Origin of the sequence: Haloechinothrix halophila YIM 93223, from assembly GCF_000504245.1 — a bacterium.
Lineage (GTDB): Bacteria > Actinomycetota > Actinomycetes > Mycobacteriales > Pseudonocardiaceae > Haloechinothrix_A > Haloechinothrix_A halophila.
The window spans coordinates 1,202,475-1,228,280 of record NZ_KI632509.1 but is presented as its reverse complement, the minus strand read 5'-3'; the positions used below and the strand labels follow the sequence as shown (position 1 = coordinate 1,228,280).

The window sequence follows — 25,806 nt, the reverse complement described above, 5'->3', positions numbered from 1 at the left end:
ACGTCCAGAACGAGGCACACGACGTCGGGAACGGGGGACACGACGCACGGAGTGCGGCTCCCTCGGGGTTGGAGAGCCGCACTCCGTGCGTTGCGTTGTGCTGTTGTCGCGGAAACCGGCACCATGGCCGGTTCCGCTCCGGCTTTACTCCGACTCAGCCTCGCCGGACCCGGAGCCCGAGCCCTCGCCGCCGGTGGCGGCGATGTCGACCGGCGGGGCGTCCGGTACGTCGACCGGCTTGCCCTCGCCCCGGAAGACGAAGCGAGCCTCGTCGTCCCGGCCGGACTCCTCGTCCCAGTTCTCGACGTCGACGATGACGATCTGCCCGGTCTCGACCTCGCCGAACAGGATCTTCTCCGAGAGCTGATCCTCGACCTCGCGCTGGATGGTGCGGCGCAGCGGCCGGGCACCCAGCACCGGGTCGAAGCCGCGCTTGGCGAGCAGCTTCTTCGCCTTCGAGGTCAGCTCGAGGGCCATGTCCTTGTTCTTCAACTGCTCCTCGACGCGGTTGGTCATCAGATCCACCATCTCGACGATCTGGTCCTGCGTGAGCTGGTGGAACACGATGATGTCGTCGATACGGTTGAGGAACTCCGGCCGGAAATGCTTCTTCATTTCCTCGTTGACCTTCTGCTTCATCTTCTCGTAGCGCGAGCCTTCGTCGCTGGTGGAAGCGAAGCCGAGGGTCACCGACTTGGAGATGTCCTGCGTACCGAGGTTCGAGGTGAAGATCAGCACGGTGTTCTTGAAGTCGACCGTGCGACCCTGACCGTCGGTGAGACGGCCGTCCTCGAGGACCTGCAGCAGCGTGTTGTAGATCTCCTGGTGGGCCTTCTCGATCTCGTCGAACAGCACCACCGAGAACGGCTTGCGCCGCACCTTCTCGGTGAGCTGGCCGCCTTCCTCGTAGCCGACGTAGCCGGGAGGAGCACCGAACAGCCGCGACGCGGTGTAGCGGTCGTGGAACTCACCCATGTCGATCTGGATGAGCGCGTCGTCGTCACCGAACAGGAAGTTCGCCAGCGCCTTGGACAGCTCGGTCTTCCCGACACCGGACGGACCGGCGAAGATGAACGAACCGGACGGACGCTTCGGGTCCTTCAGCCCAGCGCGGGTACGCCGGATCGCCTGCGAGACCGCCCTGACGGCGTCCTCCTGGCCGATGATCCGCTTGTGGAGCTCGTCCTCCATGCGGAGCAGACGGGTCGTCTCCTCCTCGGTGAGCTTGAACACCGGGATACCGGTCCAGTTGGCCAGCACCTCCGCGATCTGCTCGTCATCGACCTCGGCGACGACATCGAGGTCGCCGTCCTTCCACTGCTTCTCCCGCTCCGACTTCTGGCCGAGCAGGGTCTTCTCCTCATCACGCAGTCGCGCGGCTCGCTCGAAGTCCTGCGCGTCGATCGCGGATTCCTTGTCCCTGCGAACGTCGGCGATCTTCTCGTCGAACTCACGCAGGTCCGGCGGCGCGGTCATCCTGCGGATACGCATCCGCGCACCGGCCTCGTCGATGAGGTCGATCGCCTTGTCCGGCAGGTACCGGTCGTTGATGTAGCGATCCGCCAACGTCGACGCGGCGACCAGCGCCGAGTCGGTGATCGAGACCCGGTGGTGCGCCTCGTACCGGTCACGCAGCCCCTTGAGGATCTCGATCGTGTGCTCCAGCGACGGCTCACCGACCTGGATCGGCTGGAACCGGCGCTCGAGCGCGGCGTCCTTCTCGACGTGCTTGCGGTACTCCTCGAGCGTGGTCGCACCGATGGTCTGCAGCTCACCGCGAGCCAGCATCGGCTTCAGGATCGACGCGGCGTCTATCGCGCCCTCGGCGGCACCGGCACCGACCAGCGTGTGCAGCTCGTCGATGAACAGGATGATGTCGCCCCGGGTCTTGATCTCCTTGAGCACCTTCTTGAGGCGCTCTTCGAAGTCACCGCGGTAGCGCGAGCCCGCGACCAGCGAGCCCAGGTCGAGCGTGTAGAGCTGCTTGTCCTTGAGTGTCTCCGGCACCTCGCCCTTGACGATGGACTGCGCCAGCCCCTCGACGACAGCGGTCTTACCGACACCGGGCTCACCGATGAGCACCGGGTTGTTCTTGGTACGGCGGGACAGCACCTGCATGACCCGCTCGATTTCCTTCTCCCGGCCTATCACCGGGTCGAGCTTGCCTTCGCGTGCCGATGCGGTGAGGTTGCGGCCGAACTGGTCAAGCACCAGCGACGACGACGGCGTGCCCTCGCGGCCACCGCTGCCAGCCTCCTGCGGCTCCTTGCCCTGGTAGCCGGACAGCAGCTGCAGCACCTGCTGACGTACCCGGTTCAGGTCGGCGCCGAGCTTGACCAGCACCTGCGCCGCGACGCCTTCACCCTCGCGGATGAGGCCGAGCAGGATGTGCTCGGTGCCGATGTAGTTGTGGCCGAGCTGCAGCGCCTCACGCAGCGACAGCTCAAGCACCTTCTTGGCGCGCGGGGTGAACGGGATGTGCCCGCTCGGCGCCTGCTGCCCCTGGCCGATGATCTCCTCGACCTGCTGGCGCACACCCTCCAGCGCGATACCAAGCGACTCGAGCGCCTTCGCCGCGACGCCCTCGCCCTCGTGAATCAGCCCGAGCAGGATGTGCTCGGTGCCGATGTAGTTGTGGTTGAGCATCCTCGCCTCTTCTTGGGCAAGAACGACCACCCGCCTCGCGCGGTCGGTGAACCTCTCGAACATCTCCACTCCCTGACTGCTGCTCGGCGGTACCTGGACTGGACCAGGCATCGCGCCAGGTGCGCGATACGGAATCCCACCGTAAGCCCACTGTAGTAGCCACACCATGTCGGCCGGGTAACCACTCAGGCGTATTTCACCTAGTGGGCCCCATGTGCGTCGCACTGCGGAGCTCGTCCGACATGGCCTTTGATTCTGTCTACACAACGTCTACGCGGCCGCGGATGATTCCACGCGAACCGAGTGTCCGCTCAGCGCGAACATGGCGAGGGTAGGACGCCGTGCGGGACGTCGTCACACCGCTCAGTGATGCGACGACGCCATCACACCACCCAGTTGTCCGGGTGACGTACTCCATGTGGGCGGGAGACGCTCACGCGAGGTAAAGTAAGGCATCCCTAACGAGACCTAATCCGGGAGGTGCGCATGGCGGTTCGGCGTTCGGCGTTCACCGCACCGCTCACCGCCTGCCCTCCCGGTCACAGCCTGCTCGACTCGATCGCCAGGGTCAACGGCAAGCAGGACCTCATGGCGCTCCGGTTCGGTGCGCCGCCAGCCGCCGAACTGACCGGCGAGGTCAGGGGCTGGCACTTCTGCGAGGACCTCCTCACCGAGTCAGACGTCTTCGACCGCTGGCACGACGAGCAGCGCGCCTGGCTGCGCGCCGAGTACGACGAGGCCCCCGATCGCACGGCGGCAGGCTCGATCAAGTCCTGGTACCTGCAGGTGCCTGCCACGCTCGGCGCGCTGCTGTTCCACTACGAGCGCCGGGTACCCAGCCTGCGCCCGGCGGACCTCCTGCTGCACATCCCCGGCGACGGCAAACCCAAACCGGGCGGCGTCGCGCTGCTCAGTGAAGAGTTCGCCTGCCTGCCGGACGACCCGGCCGCCGACGCGCCCGAGGCGACCGTCATCGAGTCGGAGAACGCCCTCGCGGCACTGCTCCGCGCCCGCTACACCGCGCACGCCAGCCGTTTCGTGGCCGCCTACCGGCCGCCGGTGCGCTTCGGCAAGCACGCGCTCTGGGGTGCGGCGACCGACGCCATCGACGTGGCGTTGTGGAAGGCGGGCAAACAGGGCGGCGATGAAGGCGCCGGGATCGCCGACGCCGCCCTGGTGCTTCCGGACCGCATCGAACCGTTCACGTCGGCATCGACGTTGCACACCACGCTCAACGACGGCCGGCCGTGCTGGACCCGCCGCAAGGAAAGCTGCTGCTTCCATTACCTGCTCGACAACGGCAAGGGCGCGTGCGAGACATGCCCCCGCCGGTCGCCACCACTCACGCAGCGACAGCACTGAGCGACAAGCGAACCACGAAAACCACACCGCTTCGCCCGAATGGGCCAGACCGTCGGCACGAAAATGATTCTGAATGGCGCGCAGCACTCACGCGGTGACTATCTGATGACACACGAACGGGGCCGCCCGGAATAGCCAGGCGGCCCCTTGCAGCGGGTGCTCCGCTCAGTTCTGCTTGTGGTACGCGTCGACGACTTCCGACGGGATACGGCCACGGTCGGAAACGTCGTAACCGTTCTTCCGCGCCCATGCCCGAATAGCCTGGTTCTGCTCCCGGTCGACCGATGCGGACTTGCCGCCGCCACTCGACGCGGCCGCCTTCTGGTTACGCTTCCTGCCGCCCGAACGACGAGCGTGCTCAACATACTGCGCCAGCGCGTCCCGCAACTCCTCCGCATTCGCGGACGAGAGGTCAATCTGGTAGCTCACACCGTCAAGACCGAACTCGACGGTCTCATCGGCTTCTGAGCCGTCCAAATCATCCACAAGGGATACGAGGACCTTCTGTGCCATTGGTTTCCTCCCGGGTTGGCGCCTGTTCGAATGATCGCTAGTTCGGCCAGGCAGTTAACTCAAGTCGATGTTAGCTCATTAATACTCGGAAAATACTGAGAACGCAAACTTTCGGATTGCACGCTGGGCCCATCATTCCATATCTCGACCCAAACTCGACGCGTACTCGCAGCTATTGGCCCTAGCTAACACCGATCGAACATGAAGAACCGGGAGGAAGCAGCGGAGGAGTGGTTCTCGCTATTCGGGACGGACCAGCGGGAACAGGATCGTGTCCCTGATTCCGAGGCCGGTCAGCGCCATCAGCAGCCGATCGATACCCATACCGACACCGCCGGAGGGCGGCATGCCGTACTCCAACGCACGCAGGAAATCCTCGTCGAGCTGCATGGCTTCGCTATCGCCCGCCGCGGCGAGCTTGGCCTGTGCGGTCAACCGCTCTCGCTCGACGACCGGATCCACCAACTCCGAATATCCAGTAGCCAGTTCGAAACCCCGCACGTAGAGATCCCACTTCTCGGCAACATCCGGGTTACTCCGGTGCTGCCTGGTCAATGGTGAGGTCTCGACGGGGAAGTCACGGACGAATGTCGGGGCGTACAAGTGGTCGCCGACGAGATGCTCCCAGAGTTCCTCCACGAGTTTGCCGTGAGTGAGCTTCGGGTCCACGTCAAGTTCGTGCTCCTTGGCGTAACCGTGCAGCTTATCCGCCGACGTTTCTGGAGTTACCTCCTCGCCAAGCGCCTCAGACAGCGAGCCGTACATTGTCAGCGTTGTCCACTCGCCTGACAGATCGTAATCAGATCCATCAGAAAGAGTGACGGTATGGGAACCGAAGACCGCCTTGGCCGCCTCTTGCACGAGTTCCCGCGTCAACGTCGCCATGGAGTCATACGTCGCATACGCTTCGTAAAACTCCAGCATCGCGAACTCCGGCGAATGGGACGAGTCACTGCCCTCGTTCCGGAAGTTTCGATTGATCTCGAAGACCTTCTCCAAGCCGCCGACCACACACCGCTTGAGATAAAGCTCCGGCGCGATGCGCAAGAAAAGTTGCATGTCGAATGCGTTGGATTCCGTAACGAACGGGCGTGCGGCGGCTCCACCGTGCAAAGTTTGCAGCATCGGCGTCTCGACTTCGATATAGCCGCGCTGGTGGAACGAGTCGCGCAATGCCCGCATCACCCCGGCGCGAGTGCGCACCACTTCATTCGCCTTCGGGCGCACGATCAGGTCGACATAGCGCTGCCGGATGCGGGTTTCCTCAGCGAGGTCCTTGTGCATCACCGGCAGCGGGCGCAGCGCCTTGGCCGCGATCTGCCAGGAATCGGCCATCACGGACAGTTCGCCGCGCTTCGACGTGATGACCTCGCCGTGCACAAAGACGTGGTCGCCCAGATCGACGTCGGACTTCCACGCGGCGAGCGCCTCATCGCCGACACCGTTGAGGCTGATCATCGCCTGCAGTTCGGTCTCGCCGTCGCGCAGCGTCGCGAAGCACAGCTTGCCGGTATTGCGCATGAACATGACCCTGCCGGTCACGCCGACGACGTCGCCGGTCGCGGTGTCTGCGGGCAGGTCGGGGTGCGCCGCCCGCACCTCGGCGAGCGTGTGCGTGCGCGGCACCTCGACGGGATACGGGTCGATGCCCTCCGCGAGCAGCCGGTCGCGCTTCTCCCTGCGCACCCGCATCTGCTCAGGGACGTCCGGGTCTGCCGCGGGGCGCTGAGATTCGGTCATGGTCACATAGCGTACGAAAGCCGTTCGGCGACGTGCGAACCGGTTTCGACGCGACTGAACCACGTCACATGACGTGTTCAGCGGGTCACTACTCGACGACGTTGCGTTCGTAGGCGTAACGCAGGCCAAGCAGGGTGAGATCGGGCCGGTAGTAGCTGATCGTGCGGGACTCCGCGCGGATCATCGGCGCGAGCCCGCCGGTCGCGATGACATCGATAGCGCTCGGGTCGTCCGGCGAGAGCTCATCGGCCACTCGCGAGACAAGGCCGTCCACCTGGCCCGCGAAGCCATAGAGCACACCCGCCTGCAGGCACTCCACGGTCGTCTTGCCGATGACGGAACGGGGCCGCACCAACTCGACGGTGCGCAGCGACGCCGCTCGCGTGGCGAGCGCCTCCAGCGAGATCTCGATGCCCGGCGCGAACGCCCCGCCGAGAAACTCGCCCTTCGCGGAGACCGCGTCGACGACGGTCGCGGTGCCGAAATCGACGACGATGCACGGCCGATCCGGCTGAATACGGTGCGCGGCGAGGGCGTTGACCAACCGGTCGCCGCCGACGTCCTTGGGGTTGTCGACCACAAGCGGCACCCCGGTGCGCACTCCTGGCTCGATGATCACCTTCGGCACGTCCCGGTAGTACTCGTGCAGCATGGTGCGCAGCTCACGCCGCAGTTGCGGCACGGTGGAGAGCACGGCGGCACCGGTGATCTCATCGGCGTGCTCGCCAAGCATCCCGCGCATGGTCAGCGCGAGTTCGTCGGCCGTGAGGTGGGGATCGGTACGCATCCGCCAATCGCGCAGCAGCTTCGCGGACTCGCCCCTGCCGGTGTAGAGGCCGAAAACGATCGCTGTGTCGCGCGCGGCGACGGTGAGCAGCACCGTCAGTGCTCCGCGTGCAGCAGCGCGTCGAGCTTGACGGCGTCAACGGTCTCCTGCGTCGCTGGCGCCGGCTCTGACTCCCGCGTGATCGGGACGGGGCCGCTGACCAGACCGGAGTCGGCGGGTGCCTGGCTCGGGTCCACGCCGAGGTCCGCGGTCTTGTTCTCGGCGTCGACGAAGATGACCCTCGGCTCGTAACTACGGGCCTCCGCATCGTCCATCTGCCCGTAGGAGATGAGGATGACCAGGTCACCGGGGTGCACCAGGTGCGCGGCCGCCCCGTTGATGCCGAGCACGCCGCTGCCTGCCTCGCCGGGGATGACGTAGGTCTCCAGCCTCGCGCCATTGGTGATGTCGACGATGGCGACCTGCTCGCCAGGTAGCAGGTCGGCCGCCGCCATCAGGTCCTCATCGACCGTCACCGAGCCGACGTAATGCAGGTCCGCCTGGGTCACGGTCGCCCGGTGGATCTTGGACTTGAGCATCGTGCGCAACATCGGTTTCTCCTCACGTCCCTGCCGGGGTGCCGAGTACGAGCCCTACGTTGTCGATCAGCCGTGTGCCGCCGACGCGCGCGGCGACGAGCAGCCGTGCCGCCCCCTCCGCTGGCGGCTCCCCCAGTTCCGTGCTCCGCAGTTCCAGGTAGTCGACGTCGATTTCGGGCGTCGCCGCCAGCGTCGTCCGCGCAGCGTCGAGCACGGCATCGGCGCCGCCAGGGCCCGCGTGTGCGCCAGCGGTGAGCGCGGCGGACAGCGTCACCGCCTGCTCCCGGTGTTCCGGCGAGAGATAGCTGTTGCGTGACGACAGCGCGAGGCCGTCGCGCTCCCGCACGGTCGGTGCGCCGATCACGTGGACGTCCATGTTCAGCTCCCGCACCATCTTCTTGATGAGCACGAGCTGCTGGTAGTCCTTCTCGCCGAACACCGCGTAGGACGGCCGCACGATGTTGAACAGCTTCGCGACCACGGTCAGCACGCCGCCGAAGTGGCCAGGCCGGTGCGCGCCTTCCAAGATGTCGCCCAGCGGGCCGGGATGCACCGTGACGGGGGCGTCCTCGCCGTAGAGGTCGTCAGCCCGCGGCGTGAACGCCAGCTCGACGCCCTCTTGCTCCAGCGCCTTGAGGTCGGCCTCAAGGCTGCGTGGGTAGGCGTCGAGGTCCTCGCCTGGCCCGAATTGCAGCGGGTTCACGAAGATCGACACCGCGACGGTGACGTTGCCTGGCACCCGCTTGGCGCGGCGGATCAGGTCAAGGTGCCCCTCGTGCAGCGCGCCCATGGTCGGGACGAGCACGACGGTCCTGCCGACGGCGCGCAGCGCGGACGTCGTCCGGTGGACGTCATCGGGGCGCTCGTAAACGTTGAGCTGGCCCTTGGTGAACTTCGGCAGGTTCGGTTTCATCGCCACCCATCCAGTGCTGCGTCGATGTCGGCCACGGCGTCGGCGCGAAGCAGTCCGGAGCGCGCCGCCCTGGTCGCGGTGCGGCGCGCGAGCGTGGCGTATGAGGGCAAGACCTCCGGTGCGTGCTCGCCGAGCACCCGAAGGTGGGTATCGACCGTGCCTGCGTCGCCGCGCGCGACCGGGCCAGTCAGCGCCCTGTCGCCCCTGCGGAGCGCGTTGTCCAGCGCGGCGGACAGCAGCGGGGCCATCAGCCGGTCCGCGTTGTCGATATCGGCGCCGCGCAGCAGCTCGAGGCAGTCCGCCACCAGCGTCATCAGGTGGTTGGCGCCGTGGGTGAGCGCGGCGTGATACAGCGGGCGCGCCGCCTCAGGGATCACGATCGGCTCGGCGCCCATCTCGACCGCGAGCGCGGAGCCGACGCTGGCAGCCTGCTGCTCGTCGTCAGGGGCGGTGACGCCGACGCACGCCGTACTGAGCCGTTCCAGGTCCTCGGCACGGCCGGTGAACGTCATGGCGGGGTGCAACGCGAGGCACAACACGTCGCGCTCTGCGGCGGGGCGCAACACGTCGACGCCGTGGGCGCCAGAGGTGTGCACGAGGATCTTGCCCGCCGACAGCGAGTCGGTGGCGACAAGCCCCTTGACGGTGCCAGCGAGCGCGTCGTCCGGCAGGGCGAGGATGACGAGGTCAGCCCTGCGCACGACTTCATCCGGCGGCAAAAGCGGCACGCCGGGCAGTAGTTCCTCCGCGCGGCGGACGGAGTCAGCCGAGATGCCCGCTGCCGCGACCACGGAGTGGCCCGCGCGGGCGAGAGCGGCGCCGAGAACGCTGCCGACACGGCCCGCTGACACCACTCCGACGGCAAGCCTCGGCCGACGCATCGTCATCGCATGCTCCTTCACTCGTTCCAGTCCCGCTCCGAATCGGCGGGTACCGGACGACGGCGCGAGCGTAGCTCACCGAACCGGGGTCGTGCCGGGCTGAGGTGACGAGCACCACGCGCCGATCAGGTGATTTTCACTGCGTAGGACGCATGCGTGACTGTCGGGCGATCGCCGCTGGTGACAGCCCGTGCGCGACGCGTGGTCCGCAGCGAGTGGCAGCCGCGGCGCCCGGCGCGAGGCGTCAGTCCTTATACCGGTGACGGCGGGCCGGAGCACTCCTGCCATGCGCGGCGAGCAGGTCGTGCACGGACCGGCCGCTCGCGTGCGAGCCGCCGGCTTCCTCCGGCATCGGCGCGCGGGGCCCTGGCTCCGATCGCGACGTCGAGGACGGCATGGCATGTGGCGCCGATGGCTGGCCCGCAGGGGCATGCTGCGGAAACGGCGCGGAGTCCGGCTGGTAGTTGCCATACCTGCCGACGCCGGGGAATGAATAGTCGTCCTGCCCGGATGGCACGGCCCGCACGGTCGGCGTCTCCGGCACGACCGGCTCCGATGGGTCCGCCGCGGCCATGGCGGTGTCCGCCTCGTCTGGTTCCGGCTTCCGCCGCCTGCCACCCGGTCTGCCCTGCCGCTGGATTTCCAGGGCACCCGGCGGCAGCGAGCTGTTGGCGGCGGGCTCGGGTTCACGGTGCGCACCGCGCGCGTGACCATTCTCCTGCGACGCCACCGACGAGGCTGGCGTGAACCAGGAGTGCTCCTGCTGAGCCGGTCGAGGAGGTGGCGGCGGTGGCGGTTGCTGCTGTGGCTGTGGCCGGTAAGGCTGTGCTGGCTGTGCTGGTTGTGCCCACCGGCCGCCATGGTCGGCGGCGTGGCTGCCGGGCTGGTTCGCGGCATAGCTGGCCCGATTGCGGGGCTGGTCAGCGCCATAGTTCGCGCGGTTGGCGGCGATCAGCGCGGACAGGTCACCGGTGTCGGAGCCGTCGTCGTGCCCGCGTTTCGGTGGCTGCGGTGGTGACTGCTGGTGCCTGCCACCGCCACCGTGGCCGTTGGCCGCGAAGGCCCCGTCACCGGCCCGATTGCCGTTGAAGGCGTGGCCGGGGCCGCTGCCGTTGGCACTCGCACCGTAACCGTTATCGCCGAAGGCATCGAACGACTCCTGCGCGTCCTCCTCGAAGAACGAGAAGGCAGGAAACTCGTACTTACGCGCGCCTCCTCCGGCTGCTCCGTTACTAGACCCGTTGGTGTAGTCAGCGAGCGAGAATTCCGACGCGGACTGGTGGTCCGGCAGAGAAAGCTCGTCGCCCGGTCGACTGCCCGTAGGCAGCTCGGCGCGGTAGTAGCGCTCCTGCGCAGGCTCGGCGGCCGGTGCGGGTTCGTAGAACTCCGGTTCTTCGGACTCTGGTGGAAACGCGTCGTACGCCGTGGCATGCCGCGGTTCCTGCGGGTACGGCTCGTACTGAGGTTCGTCGACGACCGGCGGTCGCGCGCGGCGGTCCCTCGGCGCGCTTGACGTGACGACCCGCGAGATCACCTGGGTGCGCTGGTCGGCGACTTCCTCAAGCGCCGTCGTCGAGCCGGAAACGAGGCGCGGCCCTGAGCCGTCCTCCCCGGACGCGACGCCGTTCTGTTCCTCCCGCATTGATCGCCTCCGTGTCGACTGCTCGGTCAGCGCGACCCGCTCGTAGACCACATCCCCTTCCAGGAGCTGTTGCAGGCTATCCCGCAGGGCCATGACTTCAGTGCGCAGGTCCTGGATCTCGGACTGGGTTTCGTGCTCGACCTGGCGACGGGTGGACGCCTCGAGTTCGAGTTCGTACTCCCTGCGTGCCGTAATCTCCCGCTCCAATTCCAGCTCATAGATGTGCTGCGCATCGGCGACCGAGTCCCACGCATGCTCCGCGGATTTCCGGTGTTTGGTCGCGAGGAACGCCCCGAGCAGCGCCGCCCACAGCGCCGCGATGATGCCCAAGCGTAGCCAGCGAGCCTCGTCGGTGAGCATCAGCACGCTCGTCGCGGCAAGTGCGCACACGGCGCCTGCGATCAGCCAGGGTCTGCTCCCGTCACGGCTGTCCGCAATCGCTCGCGCGCCAGTCATGGCGTAGAGCGTACCTTGCAAGTTATCGAGTCGAGACCTTGCTGGTACGGATTGTCTAGTTACGCGGAGTTTCCTGATCGTCGCGATCGCTGCTCTGCGGAGTGCGGCAACAATGCTCCAGCCACACCGCTCCGGCGACGAGCGCGGCGGCACACACGGCCCCGATGATCGCGCTCGGGATGTCGTCGCGTGCTGCCGCGAGGCTCGCACTGCGTGGGAACAGATACAGCAGCGCGCCAAGCCAGACACCGAGCATGATCGCGCCGAGTTGTGAGGACGCCTTGGCGAGGATCACCACGCGCGAGATGACGATCGCCTCGGTCAGCCGTCCCGTGTTGATCCGGTCCCTGATCACGAAGCCGCCGATCAGCTCGCCCAGCGCCAGGATCAGCAGTAATCCCCCTGCGAGGCGCGGGATGCTCTGCATCGACCCGTACGCCAGGTCGAACAGTGCGAGACCGACACCAAGGGCGACGATGCCAGACAGCAGCAGGTCTCTCGCGCGCGTGAAGTGCACCTGGCCAGCGTAGGAGATTGGCGGGCAGCTCAGGGATCCGGCATACGAACCGGCTTAGGGGAGGCGGAGGTCGTCGCGGCGGCGGACGCCGACCAGTTCGTCAGCGGGGAGAGCGGCGCGGAGATCAGCGACGCTGCCGTGGCCGGGCAGCACGGCATCCAGTTCGATGTCGCACCACGGCACCAGCACGCTTGCCCTGCTCGGTGTACCAGGGTGCGGCAACAGCAGATCTGGGTCGTCGGAGCGGACGTCATCAACGGTGACGACGTCGACGTCGAGGGTGCGCGGCCCCCAGCGCTGCTCCCGAACCCGCTCGGCCTCGCGTTCCAGTGCCTGCCCCGCACGCAGCCAGTCCCACTCGTCGCGGGCAGGGTCGTCGACGACGCACACCGCGTTGAGGAAGTGCGGCTGGTCGGTGACGCCCCACGGTGCCGTCTCATACACGGGGGACACCGCGACCACGGCGTCGCCCAGCCCGTCGACGGCGAGCCGCAGGTAGCCGATGCGGTCACCGAGGTTGGACCCGAGCGAAAGCACAGCGCGCGACATCGGCGTTCCTCAGCCCGCGCGGCCGCGGGTGATGGTCACCGCGACGTCAGCGAACTCGTGCTGGATCGGCGCACTCGGCTTGTGCACGGTGACCTCGACCGACTCCACCTTGCCCGCCAGCCGCGCGTCGCCAAGCACCTCGTCGGCGATCCGACCGGCGACCGACTCGATCAGATCGTACGGGTCGCCACCGACGATCCTGGCCGCGACGTCGGCGACGGCACCGTAGTCGACGGTGTCGGCCAGCGCGTCGGACTTGCTCGCTGCCGTGAGATCCACGTGCAGCACGACGTCGACGAAGAACTCCTGCCCGTCGCGGCGCTCGTGCGCGAACACACCGTGCCTGCCGAATGCCCGCAGGCCGGTCAGCGCGATCCGATCGGTCACACGCCGCCCCGTTGCCATGCCGCGGCGACGCTGACCGCGTCCAATGACGGCCCGACGTCGTGCACCCGCACGCCCCACGCCCCGTGGGCAGCGGACAGCGCGGAGATCGCCGCCGTGGCGTCCTCCCTGCCAGCTGGCTCACGCGGGGTGCCGTCAGCGTCGGCGAGCAGTGCGCCGATGAACCGCTTACGCGAGGCACCAACGAGCACGGGAAAGCCGAGCGCGATCAGCGCGTCCAGTCGATTCAGCAGTGCCCAGTTGTGCTCGGTCTGCTTGGCGAACCCGATACCCGGGTCGAGCACGATGGCGTTCTCCGCGACCCCGGCGGCCATGGCCTCGTCCACTCGCTCCAGTAGCTCATCGCGGACATCGGCGACGACATCGTCGTAGCTGGCCAACGCGTCCATCCGCTTGCTGTGACCGCGCCAGTGCATCAGCACCCACGGCGCACCCGCCTGGGCGGCGACCCTGGCCATGCCGGGGTCGGCCAGCCCGCCGGAGACGTCGTTGATCACCGAAGCGCCCGCGTCCAGCGCGGCCTCGGCGACGGCGGCCCGTGTGGTGTCGACCGACAGCGCGATGCCCTCCGCGGCGAGTGCCTTGATCACCGGGACCACGCGCTGCGCTTCGACGTCAGCTTCGACTCGCTCGGCACCTGGCCGGGTGGATTCGCCGCCGACGTCGATCAGGTCGGCCCCGCGCTCGTGCATCTCACGCGCGTGCGCGAGGGCATCCGCCATGTCGAGGTAGCGCCCGCCGTCGGAGAACGAATCCGGGGTGACGTTGAGCACGCCCATCACGGCGCAGCGTCCGGGCTTGGGCAGTGCCGGGTGCAGCTCAGCCACCGACGTCACCGCCTTGCCTTGATCAGATCGAGCGCCTCCGCCCGCGTCACCGGGGACGTCTTCAAGATGCCCCTGACCGCGGAGGTCGTGGTGCGCGCACCCGGCTTGCGGATGCCGCGCATCGCCATGCACAGGTGCTCCGCTTCCACGACCACGATGACACCGCGCGGAGCCAGCTTGTGGTCGAGCGCGTCGGCGATCTGCGAGGTGAGCCGTTCCTGCACCTGCGGCCGCTTGGCGTAGAGGTCGACCAGCCGCGCCAGCTTGGACAGTCCGGTGACTCTGCCGCGTTCGTCCGGAATGTAACCGACGTGGGCAACTCCGTGGAATGGCACCAAATGGTGCTCACATGTGGAATACATCGGAATGTCCGTTACCAGGACGAGTTCCTCGTGGCTCTCGTCGAAGGTCCGGTCAAGCACGGCGTCCGGATTGGTGTGCAGCCCGGCGAACATCTCCTGGTACGCGCGAGCCACCCTGGCGGGTGTTTCGACGAGGCCGTCGCGGTCGGGGTCCTCCCCGCAGGCGATGAGCAACTCCCGCACCGCCTTCTCGGCACGCGCGGCATCGAAAACCGGACCGCCTGGCGGCTCGATCACGGTTTCGAATTCGTCGTCATCCACCCGCAGGTGCGGGTACTTACCTTCGGTGTTGGCCATCTTGCTCATCAAGGTCGCCACGGTGCCGCTCGCCGCCTTCCGGCCACGTCGCGGGCCGCCAGCCGGGAGGCGCGCCGTAGTTCGGCGGGCCATTGCGACCCTGCGGACCGCTATCGCCACCGTACTGCGGGGCGCCGCGCTGACCGCCGTTGGACCCGCCTTGCGGCGGACCGCCATTCGGCCGGTACGCGAACGGGTTCTCCGGCTGCGACGAGCCGCGCGCGTGCTCGCCACGCTGCTCATCGCCCCAGGAAACCGGGGCGGGTGCGGTAGGTTGCTCCGCGGTCGGCTGGTCCGGCTGGTACTGCGGCTCCTGTTCGTACCGCGGACCAGGCTGCGGCTCGGCGGGCTCCTGCGGCGGCTCCGGCGGAGCGGGCGGTGGCGGGGGCCACGGCTCGCCGCGCTCCATCGCCAGCTCGCCCGGAGTCTTGATCGGTGGCTTGTCCGACGGCTTGCGCTCACCGAACTCGTTGAACACCGTGATCCGCGGCCGCTTCTGAACCCTGGCGAAGATCCGCTCCAGGTCCTTGCGGGTCAGCGTCTCCTTCTCAAGCACCTCGTACACGAGGTCGTCGAGCACGTCGCGGTAGGTGGACAGCACCTCCCACGCTTCGGTGTGCGCGGTCTCGATCAGCTTGCGCACTTCCTCGTCGATCTCGTGCGCGACCTCGAGCGAGTAGTCGGCGTCCTTGCCAGCGGAGCGGCCGAGGAACGGGTCGCCCTGCTCCTGGCCGTACTTCACGGCGCCAAGCCTGGCGCTCATGCCGTACTCCTTGACCATCGCCTTGGCGATCTTGGTGGCCTGCTCGATGTCGGACGACGCACCCGTCGTCGGCTCGTGGAAGACCAGCTCCTCCGCGGTGCGGCCACCCATCGCGAACACCAGCCGCCCGATCATCTCGGATCGGGTCATCAGCTCCTTGTCGTCCTCGGGGACGATCAGGGCGTGACCACCGGTGCGACCGCGCGGCAGGATGGTGAGCTTGTAGACCGGCTCGATGTCCGGCATCGCCCACGCGGCCAGCGCGTGCCCACCCTCGTGGTAGGCGGTGATCTTCTTCTCCTTCTCGGAGATGATCCTGCTCTTGCGGGCGGGCCCGCCGATGACACGGTCGACCGACTCCTCGAGGGCGTGGTCGTCGATCATGGTGCCGTTCGTCCGCGCGGTAAGCAGCGCGGCCTCGTTGAGCACGTTCGCTAGATCGGCGCCCGACATGCCAACAGTGCGCTTGGCGAGCCCGTCGAGGTTGGCGTCCGGGGCGAGCGGCTTGCTCTTGGCGTGCACCTTCAGGATCGCCTTGCGGCCCCGCAGGTCGGGCGCGGCGACCGGAATCTGCCGGTCGAACCGGCCAGGCCGCAGCAGCGCCGGGTCGAGGATGTCCGGCCGGTTGGTGGCGGCGATCAGGATGATGCCACCGCGCGAGTCGAAGCCGTCCATCTCGACGAGCAGTTGGTTCAGCGTCTGCTCGCGCTCGTCGTGGCCACCGCCGAGGCCAGCGCCACGCTGGCGGCCGACGGCGTCGATCTCGTCGACGAAGATGATGCACGGCGCGTTCTGCTTGGCCTGCTCGAACAGGTCACGCACTCGCGACGCGCCAACACCGACGAACATCTCGACGAAGTCCGACCCAGAGATGGTGTAGAACGGCACGCCTGCCTCACCGGCGACCGCACGCGCGAGCAGCGTCTTACCCGTGCCGGGCGGGCCGTAGAGCAGCACACCCTTCGGGATCTTCGCGCCGAGCGCCTGGTACCGGGCCGGGTGCTGCAGGAAGTCCTTGATCTCGTGCAGCTCTTCGACCGCCTCGTCGGCACCAGCCACGTCGTCGAAGGTGCTTTTCGGCATGTCCTTGTTGAGCTGTTTCGCCTTGGACTTGCCGAAGTTGAGCACCTTGTTGCCGCCGCCCTGGGCGTTGTTCATCATCCAGAACAGCAGCAGCAGCAAAAGCCCGAGCGGGATCATGTAGATCAGCAGCTGCCCGATGAACGAGTCCTGCGTGACCTCGGTGTCGAACTTGACGCCGGACTTGTCGCTGAGCTGGTCGTAGATGTCCTCTGCGGCGCGCGCGGGGAACTGCGTCATCACCTTGTTCGAGGACTGGCCCTCGGCGTCGATCGGCGACTTCAGCGTGAGCAGCAGCTCCTGTTCCCTGTCTTTGAGCTGCGCTTCCGCGACGTTGCCAGCAGCGACCTGCTGCATCGCCTGAGACGTCGGTACCTCGGTGTACTCCCGGTTGCTGTCGAGCACCGTTGAGACAAGGAAGTAGACGCCCACCGCGATGGCGATCCACACCAGAGGGTTCCTCAGCAGGCGCTTTCGATCCATGCGAATCAGCCTAGACGGCCTTGACCTTCCTGATTGACTGACGACTTTGTGTCACCGTTGCGCTCCGCGAAGCACACCGGCAAGTGTGATGTGCTGATGGGACCGACACCACGTCCGTTCAGGGTACCGTCCAACCTCCGGACCAGTAGCGCCCCATTCACTGACTGCTCAACGCGAAAGGGCCCGCCCGAGTTCCCTCCACCAGCTGGACAAGGCGGCTAGCTCAGCTCACTGCCGCGCTCACCTCGCTCAGCAGCTCCGCTAGCCGTGTGCGCAGGGTTTTCGTGTCCGCCGGCGCGACGGTAACCCATTCATGGCCGTCATCGCCGGACCGCGCGATGTTCAGATACCGGCCGGTGACGGTGTCGAACCAGGCCAGCACCGATGACCGGTGCTTCCTGCCCATCTCGTCCCTGCTGTTCGCTGCGAGCTGACCACCGCGCAACCTCTGCTGCGCCGCCAGCAGCGCGTAGTCCTCGCGCTGGTCACCCGCCGAGCGGTCCGCGAGCGACCTGCTCGACCGCCCTGACCTGCGCAGTCCGAACCAGCCGCGTGGCTCGTCATCCCGGCCGCTCGCGCTGACCTTCACCCGCGCGGGCGGGGTGCGCAGCGCCTCATCGAGCGAGAGGGTGACCGCCCGGTGCGTCCCCCGCTCAGCGGCCGGCAGCAGCCCGATGACCTCCGATACCAGCGCCTCAGGGTAGATCGGGCGAAGCCGGACGCCCTCAACGCTCTGCACCGCGAGCACCCCGGTCTCGCCGTCGGACGCCGCGAGCGCCAGCACCGGGTCCTCCCCGGCACCGGGGCTGTGGATCGCGTCCACGCTGCGGGTCGCCGTCGCCAGCACACGCAGCCAGTGCTCAACCGCGGGATCCACGGCACCGCGCTGATCCTTGACACCGTCGACGGCCATGAGCTTGCCGATCTCGGCGCGCAGCATCATGCGCCCGTCCATGGTCTCACCGTGCGAGGGCACCCGCAGCGGGTACGGGTGTTCGCCGAGCCGCAGCTCCTCCCAGAGGAAGTCGAACACCATCGAACGGAGGACGCGCTCGGTCACCGCGCCACCTCTTGATCCCTGCGCACCCAGGTGATCAGTTCGTCGACGCGCTGCCGCAGCGTTGGCGCGTCGGCGGGCGAGATGGTGATCCACTCCCTGCCGTCGGTGCCGGTCGTCGCCTTGGTCAGATAGCGGCCCGATTCGGTGTCGAACCAGCTCAGCACCGGTGAGCGGGAGCGCCTGCCGGATCCGGTGCGCAGGTTCGCCGCGATCTGGCCGCCCCGCAGCCTCGGCTGAGCATGCAGCCGAGCCAGCGTCTTGCGGTCGGCGTCCGAACTGCCGGCCTCCGTCGCGGGCGCACCGTTGCGGCGCTGCATGAAATCGGCGCCAGCGCCGGTGACGAGGGTGTCGACCGGCATCGTGATTGACCGTTCCCTGCCCCGCTCAGCCGGAGGCAGCAGCGACACGATCGTGCTCGCCATCGACCCTGCGGGCACCTCGCTCAAGTGCAGGCCATCCTCGTCTTGCACCGCGAGCAGGCCGTCGTCGTCGAGGGCGCAGACCACCGCGAGCACCGCCCTGGTCTCGGCGCCGACGACATGCACGGAGTCAACGCTGACCTCCGCGCCAGCCAGCAGGTCGAAATAGTCGGCGAGCCGGGGCGCGAGCGCGCCCCGCTCGTCGACGACACCCTTCGCGACAAGCGACCGCATCGTCTTGTCGCGCAACTCGGAGCGTTCGGCATGGGTCGCCCCGTGGGACCGCAACTCCAGCGGATACGGCACCTCACCGGCGCCGTACGCCTCCCAGAGAAAGTCGAACTCGATGGGTGTCAGCGGCCCACCCAATCGCATCAGTCGTCCTCGAACTCAGCGCCGATGACTCCCGTTGTCGCTCTGTCAGTCGGGCCGAACAGGTCATCCGGGTCCGGCTCGATCAGGTAGGACGCCTGGTCGTGCTCGGCGTCGCTCGGGTCGACGCCCGCGGCGCCAGCGCCCGCACCAGCACCGGACGCGTGTGGATGGCTCTGCATGGGCGCGACCGGACCAGCCTGGTTCGCGGCCTGCTGTGCCTGCCACGGCTGCTGGGGCTGCGCGGACGTCGGCTGCGCGGCGGCGCTGTTGTCGGTCGACGCGGTCACCTGACCGGCATCGGGCGCAACCGCGGCGTGGTCCGCGGCACCGGTGGTGGCACCTGCCGCGAGCGGTTGCGCGTGCGGACCCTGTGCTGCCGGTGCGCCGGTCTGCGGCAGCTGCCAGCTGCCCTGCTGCACGCCAGCACCCTGGCCACCGCCCTGCGCCGCTGTGCCGAGCTGCGGCTGTTGCCAGCTCGCCGCTGGCACCTGCTGCGACGGCGACTGTCCAGCGTGCTGTGGCGCGCCAATCCCGGGCGCATCGACCGACTGCGCGTCGATCTGCTCTCCTTGCTCTCCCTGCGCTGCCTCGGCTGGTGCGCCCTCGGCTGCCTCGTGCTGCTGGTCACGCTGGGAACCGCGCTTACCGCCTGCCCGGCCGCCGCCCTTGGCGAGGGCTCGCGCACCGGCGAGCCCGGCACCCGCGCCGAGCGCGGCGCCACCGACAAGGCCCGCCGTTCCAGGGCCGTTCGGCTGCGCCGAGACAGCGGACGACCCGGTCGCCGCGACCGACCCGGCCTGCAAGGGGGCCGCGGTGGCGTGGTGACCGACGTTGCCACCAGCGAACGAGCCAGCAGCGCCACCCGCGACCGGGGCACCGGTCCTGGCGCCCGCGGCGGTGGCGGCATCGATACTGCCCTGTGCCCCGGCAAGGCTGGCGCCACCACCGGTGACGTTGACCCCGCTGCCCGATGCGGCGCTGGGGCTGCTCGCGTAGCCGTTGCTGCTGGCGGGCTTCATGCCGATGGACTCGGGGCCGAAGCTCGGCGTCGCGCTGTCGACCTCGCTCATGGCCCTGGTGTACTCGTCCATGTAGCGCTGCTGCTCGGCTCGCACGGCCTGCGCGGCGTCCAGTTCCGCCTTGAGATCGCTGACGCTCATCGCGGCGGGGTGGCCGGTGAGCAACTTGTCGATCTCGGCGTTGTAGTCGAATTCCTTGGGCGGCGGCATCTTCTTCACCTCGGCGGCAGCGGCGGCCTGCTGGCTCATCCGCTGGCCCATGATGCGCGCGGCGTCACCCGCGGTGCCGCTGGCGTTCGCGACGCCGATCAGCGCGCCCTGTGCCGCGCCGGACGCCTCACCGACCCAGACGCCGCTGAGTTCGGTGATGGCCTCGTACAGCGCGTCGGCGACGTGGCGCAGTTCGGTGCCGTGGTGGCTCCAGGTCTGCCCCATGGAATCGGCGAAACCGGGGTCATTGTCGTTGACCGCGCCGTTGTAGAGCTGGGTGCTGGACTGGCTCGCCCAGTTCGGCGGGTTCAGGATCACCCGGTCGTCGCCATAGAGGAAATCGTTGCGCACGCTACGCGCGCTGTCGACGATCGACTCGGCCGTTGACGACGAGCTGCCGAGCGAGAGGCCGGAGCCGCCGGTCGGCGCGCTGGTGCCGGACGTAGTGCTGCTGGTGGTGTCAGTGGCGGTGTCAGCGGTGCCGTCGGTGGTCGCCTGCGAGGTGTCACCGGTGGGTTCCTGCTGCGGACCGCCATACGAATCAGTCATCGTTCCCCCTGTCTATCGCAAATTCTCGAAGCCGCGGCTGACACACCGGTCACGCCTTGTTGTTGAACGAGCGGACGCCTGCGGCCTCCATCTCGTCGTAGTTCTTGATCGCGGCGACGATGGCGGTCTCGACCTGCTCGTACTGGGCGCGCAGATTGCGCAGCGCCTGCGCGTACGAGTCACGACCACCGTTGGCACGATCGGAATATTTGGCCGCGATCGCCGTGCCGACCGGGTTCGCACCGAGCCGAGGCGCGACCCCCAGGTTCGCCGACTGGGAGATGAGGCTATCCACCTGATCCTTGCCAGTGCGGATCTTCTTCAGGACGGTCTGCGCCGCATCCGGGTCGATTCCGATCTGGCCCATCGCCGCCGCGTTGGCGAACGCGGTCGCGTCGCTCAGACTCCTGACCATCTGTCACTCTCCCCTGAGTCCCCACTCACACCGCGCCCTCCGCGCGGTGTCTTGTTCGCATAGGTTAACGCAGTCGGTTCGTCGCTATGACGCGCTCTCCGCCCATACGGTTCCCGATCAAACCCCGACACGCAACGGATTCTTACTGAAATTCGCGGAGTTGAGATCAAATACCAAGAAGATCGGAGGTACGTCGACTGACACACTCGCGTGGACTGCCAGTTCGGCTTAGCTCCGGTCGGATTGGTATCTACCGGCACAGCATCACTGTGAGTAGACGCCCGGGTCGAGTTTGCCGATATATGGCAGGTCGCGGTAACGCTCCGCATAGTCGAGGCCGTAGCCGACGACGAAGTCATTCGGGATGTCGAACCCGACGTACTTCACGGGGACGTCGACCTTCACGGCGTCCGGCTTGCGCAGCAGCGAACACACCGCGAGCGACTCCGGGTTGCGCGTGGCGAGGTTGCGCAACAGCCAGGACAGTGTCAGGCCTGAGTCGACGATGTCCTCCACGATCAGCACGTGGCGGCCGGAGATGTCCCGGTCGAGGTCCTTGAGGATCCGCACCACACCGGAGGACGACGTCGACGAGCCGTACGACGACACCGCCATGAACTCCAGCTGCGCCGGGATCGGCAGTGCCCGCGCGAAGTCCGTCATGAACATCACGGCGCCCTTGAGCACCCCGACGAGCAGCAGATCGTTGCCGCCGTGACCCGTACCGGTTTCCTTGTAGTCCGCCGCGACCTGCTCCGCCAGTTCAGCTGTCTTGTCGCGGATCTGCTGCTCTGTGATGAGCACGGAGGCGATATCGCCTTCGTACACGTTCGCTCCTCAATCCGGTTGCGCTCAGGTCTGCCCCTGGCGGCACACCCGAAGCTTGCCATGAGCGCGGCTGGCCACCAAGTCACCTGGCAGCCACACCCCGCCTTGCCCGCGCCAGCGGCTGACCAGTTCGTCGACGGCGCGCAGATGCCCATCCGTCAGGTCGCTCGCTCCCGCGTCGAGCAGCCACGCCCGCAACGCCCTGCGCCGCACCGCGGCATGCGCGTCCGCGAGCGCGACGACGTCGAGCTCACCGGTGCCGTCGGTGCTGTCGGCGTCCTCCGACCCGGCTGACCCTGTTGCCGTTGCTGCCGTGCGCAAGTCCGCCGCGAGCGCGTCCAGCGCCTCGCAATCTTCCCTCAACTGTGTCGCGGTGCGCGCGAGGGCCCCCGCGACACCGCCCTGCAGTACCTCTTCCAGCAGCGGCAGCACCTCGGCGCGCAGCCGCGCCCGTGTGAACCGGCTGTCGGCGTTGTGCGGGTCCTGCCAGGGCAGCACGCCGAGTTCCGCGCATGCCCTGACCGTGCTGGCCCTCGGGACGTCGAGCAGTGGCCGCGCCCACGGCGGGTCGAGCGGACGCATGCCGCAGATGGAGCGAGGGCCGGAGCCTCTGCCGAGTCCGAGCAGCACGGTCTCCGCCTGATCATCGCGGGTGTGGCCGAGCAGCACCAGGCTGTCCGGCACGGCGTCGGCCAGCGCGCCGTAGCGGGCGCGCCGGGCAGCGGCCTCGACACCGCCCCGCCCGCTGACCTCGACCTGCAGCACCCGCGCCGTGGTCACGCCGAGCGCCTCCACCGTACGAGCGGTTTCGCGAGCGACGGCGGCAGCGCTCGCCTGCAGGCCATGGTCGACGATCAACGCGTGCGACTCGAGACCCCGTTTACCGCAGGCGTAGGCGGCGGCGTCGGCGAGCGCGAGCGAGTCCGGCCCGCCGGAGACCGCGATCCCCACCACGCGCGCGGTCAGCAGGCCCGCGGTCTCCGCATCATCGAGCAACGACGACACGGCGGCGCGGACCTGCAGCGCGGCCTGGCCCGGCGAACTTTCCGCGACGACGGCGGGCGCTAGCCGTGAACTCTGCGCAACCATGTGTCCGGCTCACTGATCTCGTCGCGGGTCGGCAGGGTGTCCGGCGAGCGCCACACCTCGTTGAAACCGGCCATGCCGACCGCACCAACAACGTGCTTGGTGAACTTGCTACCACGCTCGTACTGCTTGATCTTGGCGTCGATGCCGAGTAGCGCACGGAGGATCCGGTCGAACAGACCGCCGCCCTTGCGCCGTTCGGTGAACTTGCGCCTGATGCTGGCGACCGATGGCACGATCTCGGGACCGACCTCGTCCATCACGAAGTCGGCGTGGCCTTCGAGCAGGGTGGACACGGCGATCAGGCGGTTGAACGATTCGCGCTGCCGCGGCGACTGCAACGCCTCGAATACGCCGAGCGTGCCGTCCGGGTGCTTGGCGTTGCGGATGACGTCAGGCAGCCGGTTCAGCGAGCGGGCCGCGGTGTCGTCGATGCCGGAGATGAACCGGCCGACCTCGTCGGCGAAGTAGTCCGCGAGCCAATCGACGGCGTTGAACTGAAGCCGGTGGGTGCACTCGTGCAGGCACACCCAGAGCCGGAAGTCGTCGCTGTCGACGTCCATGGCGTGTTCTGCCTGCACGATGTTCGGTGCGACCAGCAGGAGGACGCCCTCGCGGTCCCTGGCGAACGGGTCGTACTGGCCGAGCACCTTGGAGCCGAGGAACGCCAGCGCGAGCCCGGTCTGCACTCCTGCGCCGCCCGCCATGAGTCGTCCGACCGGACCACCCCTGGTGTGGGACGACGAGGCGAGTGCGCTGCTGGTCAGTGCATCGAGGCCGGCGGCAGCGGAGCGCACCCATGCCCTGCGGTCCACGACGGCTGCCTCCGGGATGGGCAGGCCTTCGCCGAGCCCGGTGACGTCTCGCACGTGCTGCTCGGCGACGGTGGAGAACTCGCCCAGTTGCGCAACGGCCTTGTCGGCGACCTCGCGGGGGACATCTGGTCCGCCACCGACGAGCAGCGCGCCCGTTGTCGCCGCGACGGACCAGTCGACGAGCGGGTGTACCGGGCTGTCGGGATCACCGCGTGCGGCGTCTCGACCGGTCAACGTGTCCATACCGTGTGACGCTACCCGTTCCGGTGGGTGTCGCGGCACCGGCGGCTTTCGCGGCGCGGCCCTACCGGCAGCCGCAGCCCCGGAGCGCCGACGCGACGGCGTCCAGCGCGGGCCGTGCGGAGTTGGGGCCGGTGCCGGACGACATCAACGCGAACACCAGCAGCCTGCCGCTCTTGGTCAGCACCACTCCGGCGAGGGTGTTGACGTCGGAAAGCGTGCCGGTCTTCGCCCTGACCCAGCCGTTGCCTTGCGCGCCATCGCCATAGCGGTCGATGAGCGTGCCGGTGCCGCCCGCGACCGGGAGCCCAGCCAGCAGCGGACGAAGTTTCGCCGCCGTGGGATCGGTGGCGTCGCCCGCCGCCACGGCGAGGACGTCGGTGAGCAGCGCGGCGGGGATGGCATTGTCCGAGGACAGTCCGCTGCCATCCGCGAGCGTAACGCCGGAGACGTCGAATCCGGCGTCGCTGAGCACCCGTTTGGTCGCCGTGGCGGCACCGTCGAACGAGGGCGGTTGGTCGTTGGCGAGCGCGACCTGCCTTGCGACGGCCTCGGCGAGCACGTTGTCCGACGCGGTGAGCAGGTCGTCGACGAGCACCGGCAGCGGCGCGGAGTCCACCTCGCCGAGGACCGCGGCGTCGCGGGCGGTGGTCGACTTCGCGCCGCCGACGCTGGCGCCGAGCCGGTTGGCGAACTCTTTGGCCAGCGCGCCAGCGGGATCGCCGGTGCGTGGTACGTCTTCGTTGTTCGGGTTGGTCCTGCCGCCGTCGAGCATCACGGGCTCGACCGGTGCGGCGTACGTTGACGGCGCGTCGCCAGGCTCCCAGCCCGACGCGCGACTGCCGCCCTGGTAGGCGCTGGTGTCGAGGTACACGGTCGAGACGTCGCCCGCTGACCTCCGCACCTGCTTGACCAGGTCGTCCAGCCGCGCGGCGCCGGTGTAGAGGGTGTCCTCGCCCTTGCCCGCCGAGGACAGCGTCGGGTCACCACCGGCGACGAGCACCACCGAGCCCGGCTCCGGTCCCTCGACGACGGTGGTCGTCAGCGTGGCGGTGTGGTCGACGCTGAGCAGTGCGGCCGCCGAGGTGAGCAGCTTGGTCGTTGACGCGGGCGGGAGCGGCTTGTCGGCGTCCCGCTGCCACAGCGCGGTGCCGGTGACGGGGTCGACCACGCTGCCGGACAGCGTGCCAAGGGCACTGCTGCTCGCCGCCTTCTCCAGCGCGTCGCTGACTCCCTCCGGTGAGGGCGCGCCGACGGCTTGCTCAGGCCCCGTGAGGCTGCGCTGCACCGCACGGGGTTCCGGTGGCGGCTCCGCCGGGGCGTTCGGCGCCCATGGCAGCGCGAACCGGTTGGCGACGTCAGGGACGACGAGCGCGCCGCCTGCCGCACCGAGGAGTAGCAGCACGACAAGCGTGATGACGAGGGGCTTCTTGCCGCGACGGCGCGGGGCCAAGGCGACGTTGGCCTCCGCTGCGGTGTCGGTGTCATCGGCGCCGTCGGGTGTGGACTCGGGGGCTTCGGCGCCTGCGTGGCCTGGCTCGGGGGCCGTGCTGGCCGAATAGGCGGCCCCGTCGTACGTCGCGGCGCCTGCGTGGCCTGGCTCGGGGGCCGTGCTGGCCGAATAGGCGGCCCCGTCGTACGTCGCGGCGCCTGCGTGGCCTGGCTCGGGGGCCGTGCTGGCCGAATAGGCGACCCCGCCGTGATCCTCGATGGGGTGCTGCGCGCCGCCGTAGAACTGATCCGCGTGGTGTGGCGTGGGTCCGGCATTCGGTGCATGGCCGGGGCGCGCAGCCTGTGCCGGGTACGGCAGCGAGTCCGTCTCCGCGTCGGAGTCCTGGAGGGGGTGTCCCTGCCAGGCGTAACCCGCATGCGGATCAGTGCTCTCCCGCGTCGGCTGAGGTGGTGGCTGGTGCTGCCCTTGTGGCGGGCCGCCCAGGTGTCCCCTCACACCCCAGCGTGGCTGCCGCTGCGGTTCGATGCGCTGCGGCG

23 protein-coding genes are annotated in these 25,806 nt (G+C 68.4%); 1 reads left to right on the top strand and 22 read right to left on the bottom strand.

Features of this window, described 5'->3' with window-relative positions; all coding sequences use genetic code 11:
* Window positions 1-144 precede the first annotated feature (144 nt).
* Window positions 145-2,709 carry an ATP-dependent Clp protease ATP-binding subunit gene (locus AMYHA_RS05710; protein WP_034268691.1) on the bottom strand — a complete coding sequence of 855 codons (2,565 nt, stop codon included), beginning with the start codon at window positions 2,707-2,709 and terminating at the stop codon, window positions 145-147.
* Window positions 2,710-3,132: 423 nt separating this feature from the next.
* On the opposite strand from AMYHA_RS05710, the gene AMYHA_RS05705 reads away from it, so the two are divergent.
* Window positions 3,133-4,008 carry a (2Fe-2S)-binding protein gene (locus AMYHA_RS05705; RefSeq protein WP_034268689.1) on the top strand — a complete coding sequence of 292 codons (876 nt, stop codon included), beginning with the start codon at window positions 3,133-3,135 and terminating at the stop codon, window positions 4,006-4,008.
* Window positions 4,009-4,173: 165 nt separating this feature from the next.
* On the opposite strand, the gene AMYHA_RS05700 is transcribed toward AMYHA_RS05705, so the two are convergent.
* From AMYHA_RS05700 to dacB, 21 genes are all read right to left on the bottom strand, one after another.
* Complete coding sequence (locus tag AMYHA_RS05700; RefSeq protein ID WP_034268686.1) at window positions 4,174-4,521, bottom strand: histone-like nucleoid-structuring protein Lsr2; 348 nt, start codon at window positions 4,519-4,521, stop codon at window positions 4,174-4,176.
* 240 nt (window positions 4,522-4,761) lie between these two features.
* On the bottom strand, window positions 4,762-6,261 hold the full coding sequence (gene lysS / locus AMYHA_RS05695; protein ID WP_034268682.1) for a lysine--tRNA ligase: 1,500 nt from the start codon (window positions 6,259-6,261) through the stop codon (window positions 4,762-4,764).
* Window positions 6,262-6,349: 88 nt separating this feature from the next.
* Window positions 6,350-7,141: a type III pantothenate kinase gene (locus tag AMYHA_RS05690; protein WP_034268679.1), complete on the bottom strand. Its 792-nt coding sequence runs from the start codon at window positions 7,139-7,141 to the stop codon at window positions 6,350-6,352.
* Window positions 7,142-7,143: 2 nt separating this feature from the next.
* Window positions 7,144-7,638, bottom strand: a complete 495-nt coding sequence (panD, locus tag AMYHA_RS05685; protein ID WP_034268676.1) for an aspartate 1-decarboxylase — start codon at window positions 7,636-7,638, stop codon at window positions 7,144-7,146.
* Window positions 7,639-7,648: 10 nt separating this feature from the next.
* Window positions 7,649-8,539 (bottom strand): pantoate--beta-alanine ligase, encoded by an 891-nt coding sequence (gene panC, locus AMYHA_RS05680; RefSeq protein ID WP_034275999.1) that lies wholly within the window; start codon window positions 8,537-8,539, stop codon window positions 7,649-7,651.
* A complete protein-coding gene (locus AMYHA_RS05675; RefSeq protein WP_034275996.1) occupies window positions 8,536-9,420 on the bottom strand; it encodes a Rossmann-like and DUF2520 domain-containing protein in 885 nt (294 codons plus the stop codon). Before AMYHA_RS05675 ends, panC begins: the two co-directional genes overlap by 4 nt.
* A gap of 244 nt (window positions 9,421-9,664) precedes the next feature.
* Window positions 9,665-11,518 (bottom strand): DUF6779 domain-containing protein, encoded by a 1,854-nt coding sequence (locus AMYHA_RS05670; protein ID WP_034268673.1) that lies wholly within the window; start codon window positions 11,516-11,518, stop codon window positions 9,665-9,667.
* A gap of 55 nt (window positions 11,519-11,573) precedes the next feature.
* Window positions 11,574-12,035 (bottom strand): DUF3180 domain-containing protein, encoded by a 462-nt coding sequence (locus AMYHA_RS05665; protein ID WP_034268670.1) that lies wholly within the window; start codon window positions 12,033-12,035, stop codon window positions 11,574-11,576.
* A 54-nt stretch (window positions 12,036-12,089) separates the two neighbouring features.
* Window positions 12,090-12,584, bottom strand: a complete 495-nt coding sequence (gene folK, locus AMYHA_RS05660) for a 2-amino-4-hydroxy-6-hydroxymethyldihydropteridine diphosphokinase (protein WP_034268667.1) — start codon at window positions 12,582-12,584, stop codon at window positions 12,090-12,092.
* 9 nt (window positions 12,585-12,593) lie between these two features.
* Complete coding sequence (gene folB / locus AMYHA_RS05655; protein ID WP_034268664.1) at window positions 12,594-12,971, bottom strand: dihydroneopterin aldolase; 378 nt, start codon at window positions 12,969-12,971, stop codon at window positions 12,594-12,596.
* Window positions 12,968-13,768: a dihydropteroate synthase gene (gene folP, locus AMYHA_RS05650; RefSeq protein WP_034275993.1), complete on the bottom strand. Its 801-nt coding sequence runs from the start codon at window positions 13,766-13,768 to the stop codon at window positions 12,968-12,970. Before folP ends, folB begins: the two co-directional genes overlap by 4 nt.
* A gap of 53 nt (window positions 13,769-13,821) precedes the next feature.
* Entirely contained in the window at window positions 13,822-14,484 is a 663-nt protein-coding gene (gene folE / locus AMYHA_RS05645; protein ID WP_407919903.1) for a GTP cyclohydrolase I FolE, read from the bottom strand.
* The gene (ftsH, locus tag AMYHA_RS05640) at window positions 14,456-16,801 is read right to left on the bottom strand and encodes an ATP-dependent zinc metalloprotease FtsH (protein WP_084036854.1); all 2,346 of its coding nucleotides are present in this window, start codon (window positions 16,799-16,801) and stop codon (window positions 14,456-14,458) included. Before ftsH ends, folE begins: the two co-directional genes overlap by 29 nt.
* Before the next feature lie 223 nt (window positions 16,802-17,024).
* Window positions 17,025-17,837: an ESX secretion-associated protein EspG gene (locus AMYHA_RS05635; protein WP_034275983.1), complete on the bottom strand. Its 813-nt coding sequence runs from the start codon at window positions 17,835-17,837 to the stop codon at window positions 17,025-17,027.
* A 20-nt stretch (window positions 17,838-17,857) separates the two neighbouring features.
* A complete protein-coding gene (locus AMYHA_RS05630) occupies window positions 17,858-18,655 on the bottom strand; it encodes an ESX secretion-associated protein EspG (RefSeq protein ID WP_034268661.1) in 798 nt (265 codons plus the stop codon).
* The gene (locus AMYHA_RS25555; RefSeq protein WP_051399579.1) at window positions 18,655-20,433 is read right to left on the bottom strand and encodes a hypothetical protein; all 1,779 of its coding nucleotides are present in this window, start codon (window positions 20,431-20,433) and stop codon (window positions 18,655-18,657) included. Before AMYHA_RS25555 ends, AMYHA_RS05630 begins: the two co-directional genes overlap by 1 nt.
* A gap of 49 nt (window positions 20,434-20,482) precedes the next feature.
* Window positions 20,483-20,848: a hypothetical protein gene (locus tag AMYHA_RS05620; RefSeq protein ID WP_034268658.1), complete on the bottom strand. Its 366-nt coding sequence runs from the start codon at window positions 20,846-20,848 to the stop codon at window positions 20,483-20,485.
* Between the two features lie 264 nt (window positions 20,849-21,112).
* Complete coding sequence (gene hpt / locus AMYHA_RS05615) at window positions 21,113-21,676, bottom strand: hypoxanthine phosphoribosyltransferase (protein ID WP_034268655.1); 564 nt, start codon at window positions 21,674-21,676, stop codon at window positions 21,113-21,115.
* A 24-nt stretch (window positions 21,677-21,700) separates the two neighbouring features.
* On the bottom strand, window positions 21,701-22,765 hold the full coding sequence (gene tilS, locus AMYHA_RS05610; RefSeq protein WP_051399578.1) for a tRNA lysidine(34) synthetase TilS: 1,065 nt from the start codon (window positions 22,763-22,765) through the stop codon (window positions 21,701-21,703).
* Window positions 22,741-23,820, bottom strand: coding sequence for a zinc-dependent metalloprotease (locus tag AMYHA_RS05605; protein WP_051399577.1), 1,080 nt, complete (start codon window positions 23,818-23,820; stop codon window positions 22,741-22,743). The genes tilS and AMYHA_RS05605 overlap by 25 nt, the downstream gene beginning before the upstream one ends.
* 61 nt (window positions 23,821-23,881) lie before the next feature.
* Window positions 23,882-25,765, bottom strand: coding sequence for a D-alanyl-D-alanine carboxypeptidase/D-alanyl-D-alanine endopeptidase (gene dacB / locus AMYHA_RS05600; RefSeq protein WP_051399576.1), 1,884 nt, complete (start codon window positions 25,763-25,765; stop codon window positions 23,882-23,884).
* Window positions 25,766-25,806 lie beyond the last annotated feature (41 nt).

Coding starts and splice junctions, on each gene's coding strand:
- ftsH (WP_084036854.1), bottom strand. CDS start 16,801: ATGGATCGAAAGCGCCTGCTGAGGAACCCTCTGGTGTGGATCGCCATC.
- folK (WP_034268667.1), bottom strand. CDS start 12,584: ATGTCGCGCGCTGTGCTTTCGCTCGGGTCCAACCTCGGTGACCGCATC.
- AMYHA_RS05620 (WP_034268658.1), bottom strand. CDS start 20,848: ATGGTCAGGAGTCTGAGCGACGCGACCGCGTTCGCCAACGCGGCGGCG.
- AMYHA_RS05675 (WP_034275996.1), bottom strand. CDS start 9,420: ATGCGTCGGCCGAGGCTTGCCGTCGGAGTGGTGTCAGCGGGCCGTGTC.
- AMYHA_RS05670 (WP_034268673.1), bottom strand. CDS start 11,518: ATGACTGGCGCGCGAGCGATTGCGGACAGCCGTGACGGGAGCAGACCC.
- lysS (WP_034268682.1), bottom strand. CDS start 6,261: ATGACCGAATCTCAGCGCCCCGCGGCAGACCCGGACGTCCCTGAGCAG.
- AMYHA_RS05705 (WP_034268689.1), top strand. CDS start 3,133: ATGGCGGTTCGGCGTTCGGCGTTCACCGCACCGCTCACCGCCTGCCCT.
- AMYHA_RS05605 (WP_051399577.1), bottom strand. CDS start 23,820: ATGGACACGTTGACCGGTCGAGACGCCGCACGCGGTGATCCCGACAGC.
- folP (WP_034275993.1), bottom strand. CDS start 13,768: ATGGGCGTGCTCAACGTCACCCCGGATTCGTTCTCCGACGGCGGGCGC.
- AMYHA_RS05710 (WP_034268691.1), bottom strand. CDS start 2,709: ATGTTCGAGAGGTTCACCGACCGCGCGAGGCGGGTGGTCGTTCTTGCC.
- panD (WP_034268676.1), bottom strand. CDS start 7,638: ATGTTGCGCACGATGCTCAAGTCCAAGATCCACCGGGCGACCGTGACC.
- folE (WP_407919903.1), bottom strand. CDS start 14,484: ATGAGCAAGATGGCCAACACCGAAGGTAAGTACCCGCACCTGCGGGTG.
- AMYHA_RS05630 (WP_034268661.1), bottom strand. CDS start 18,655: ATGCGATTGGGTGGGCCGCTGACACCCATCGAGTTCGACTTTCTCTGG.
- AMYHA_RS05635 (WP_034275983.1), bottom strand. CDS start 17,837: ATGGTGTTCGACTTCCTCTGGGAGGAGCTGCGGCTCGGCGAACACCCG.
- AMYHA_RS25555 (WP_051399579.1), bottom strand. CDS start 20,433: ATGACTGATTCGTATGGCGGTCCGCAGCAGGAACCCACCGGTGACACC.
- AMYHA_RS05700 (WP_034268686.1), bottom strand. CDS start 4,521: ATGGCACAGAAGGTCCTCGTATCCCTTGTGGATGATTTGGACGGCTCA.
- panC (WP_034275999.1), bottom strand. CDS start 8,539: ATGAAACCGAACCTGCCGAAGTTCACCAAGGGCCAGCTCAACGTTTAC.
- tilS (WP_051399578.1), bottom strand. CDS start 22,765: ATGGTTGCGCAGAGTTCACGGCTAGCGCCCGCCGTCGTCGCGGAAAGT.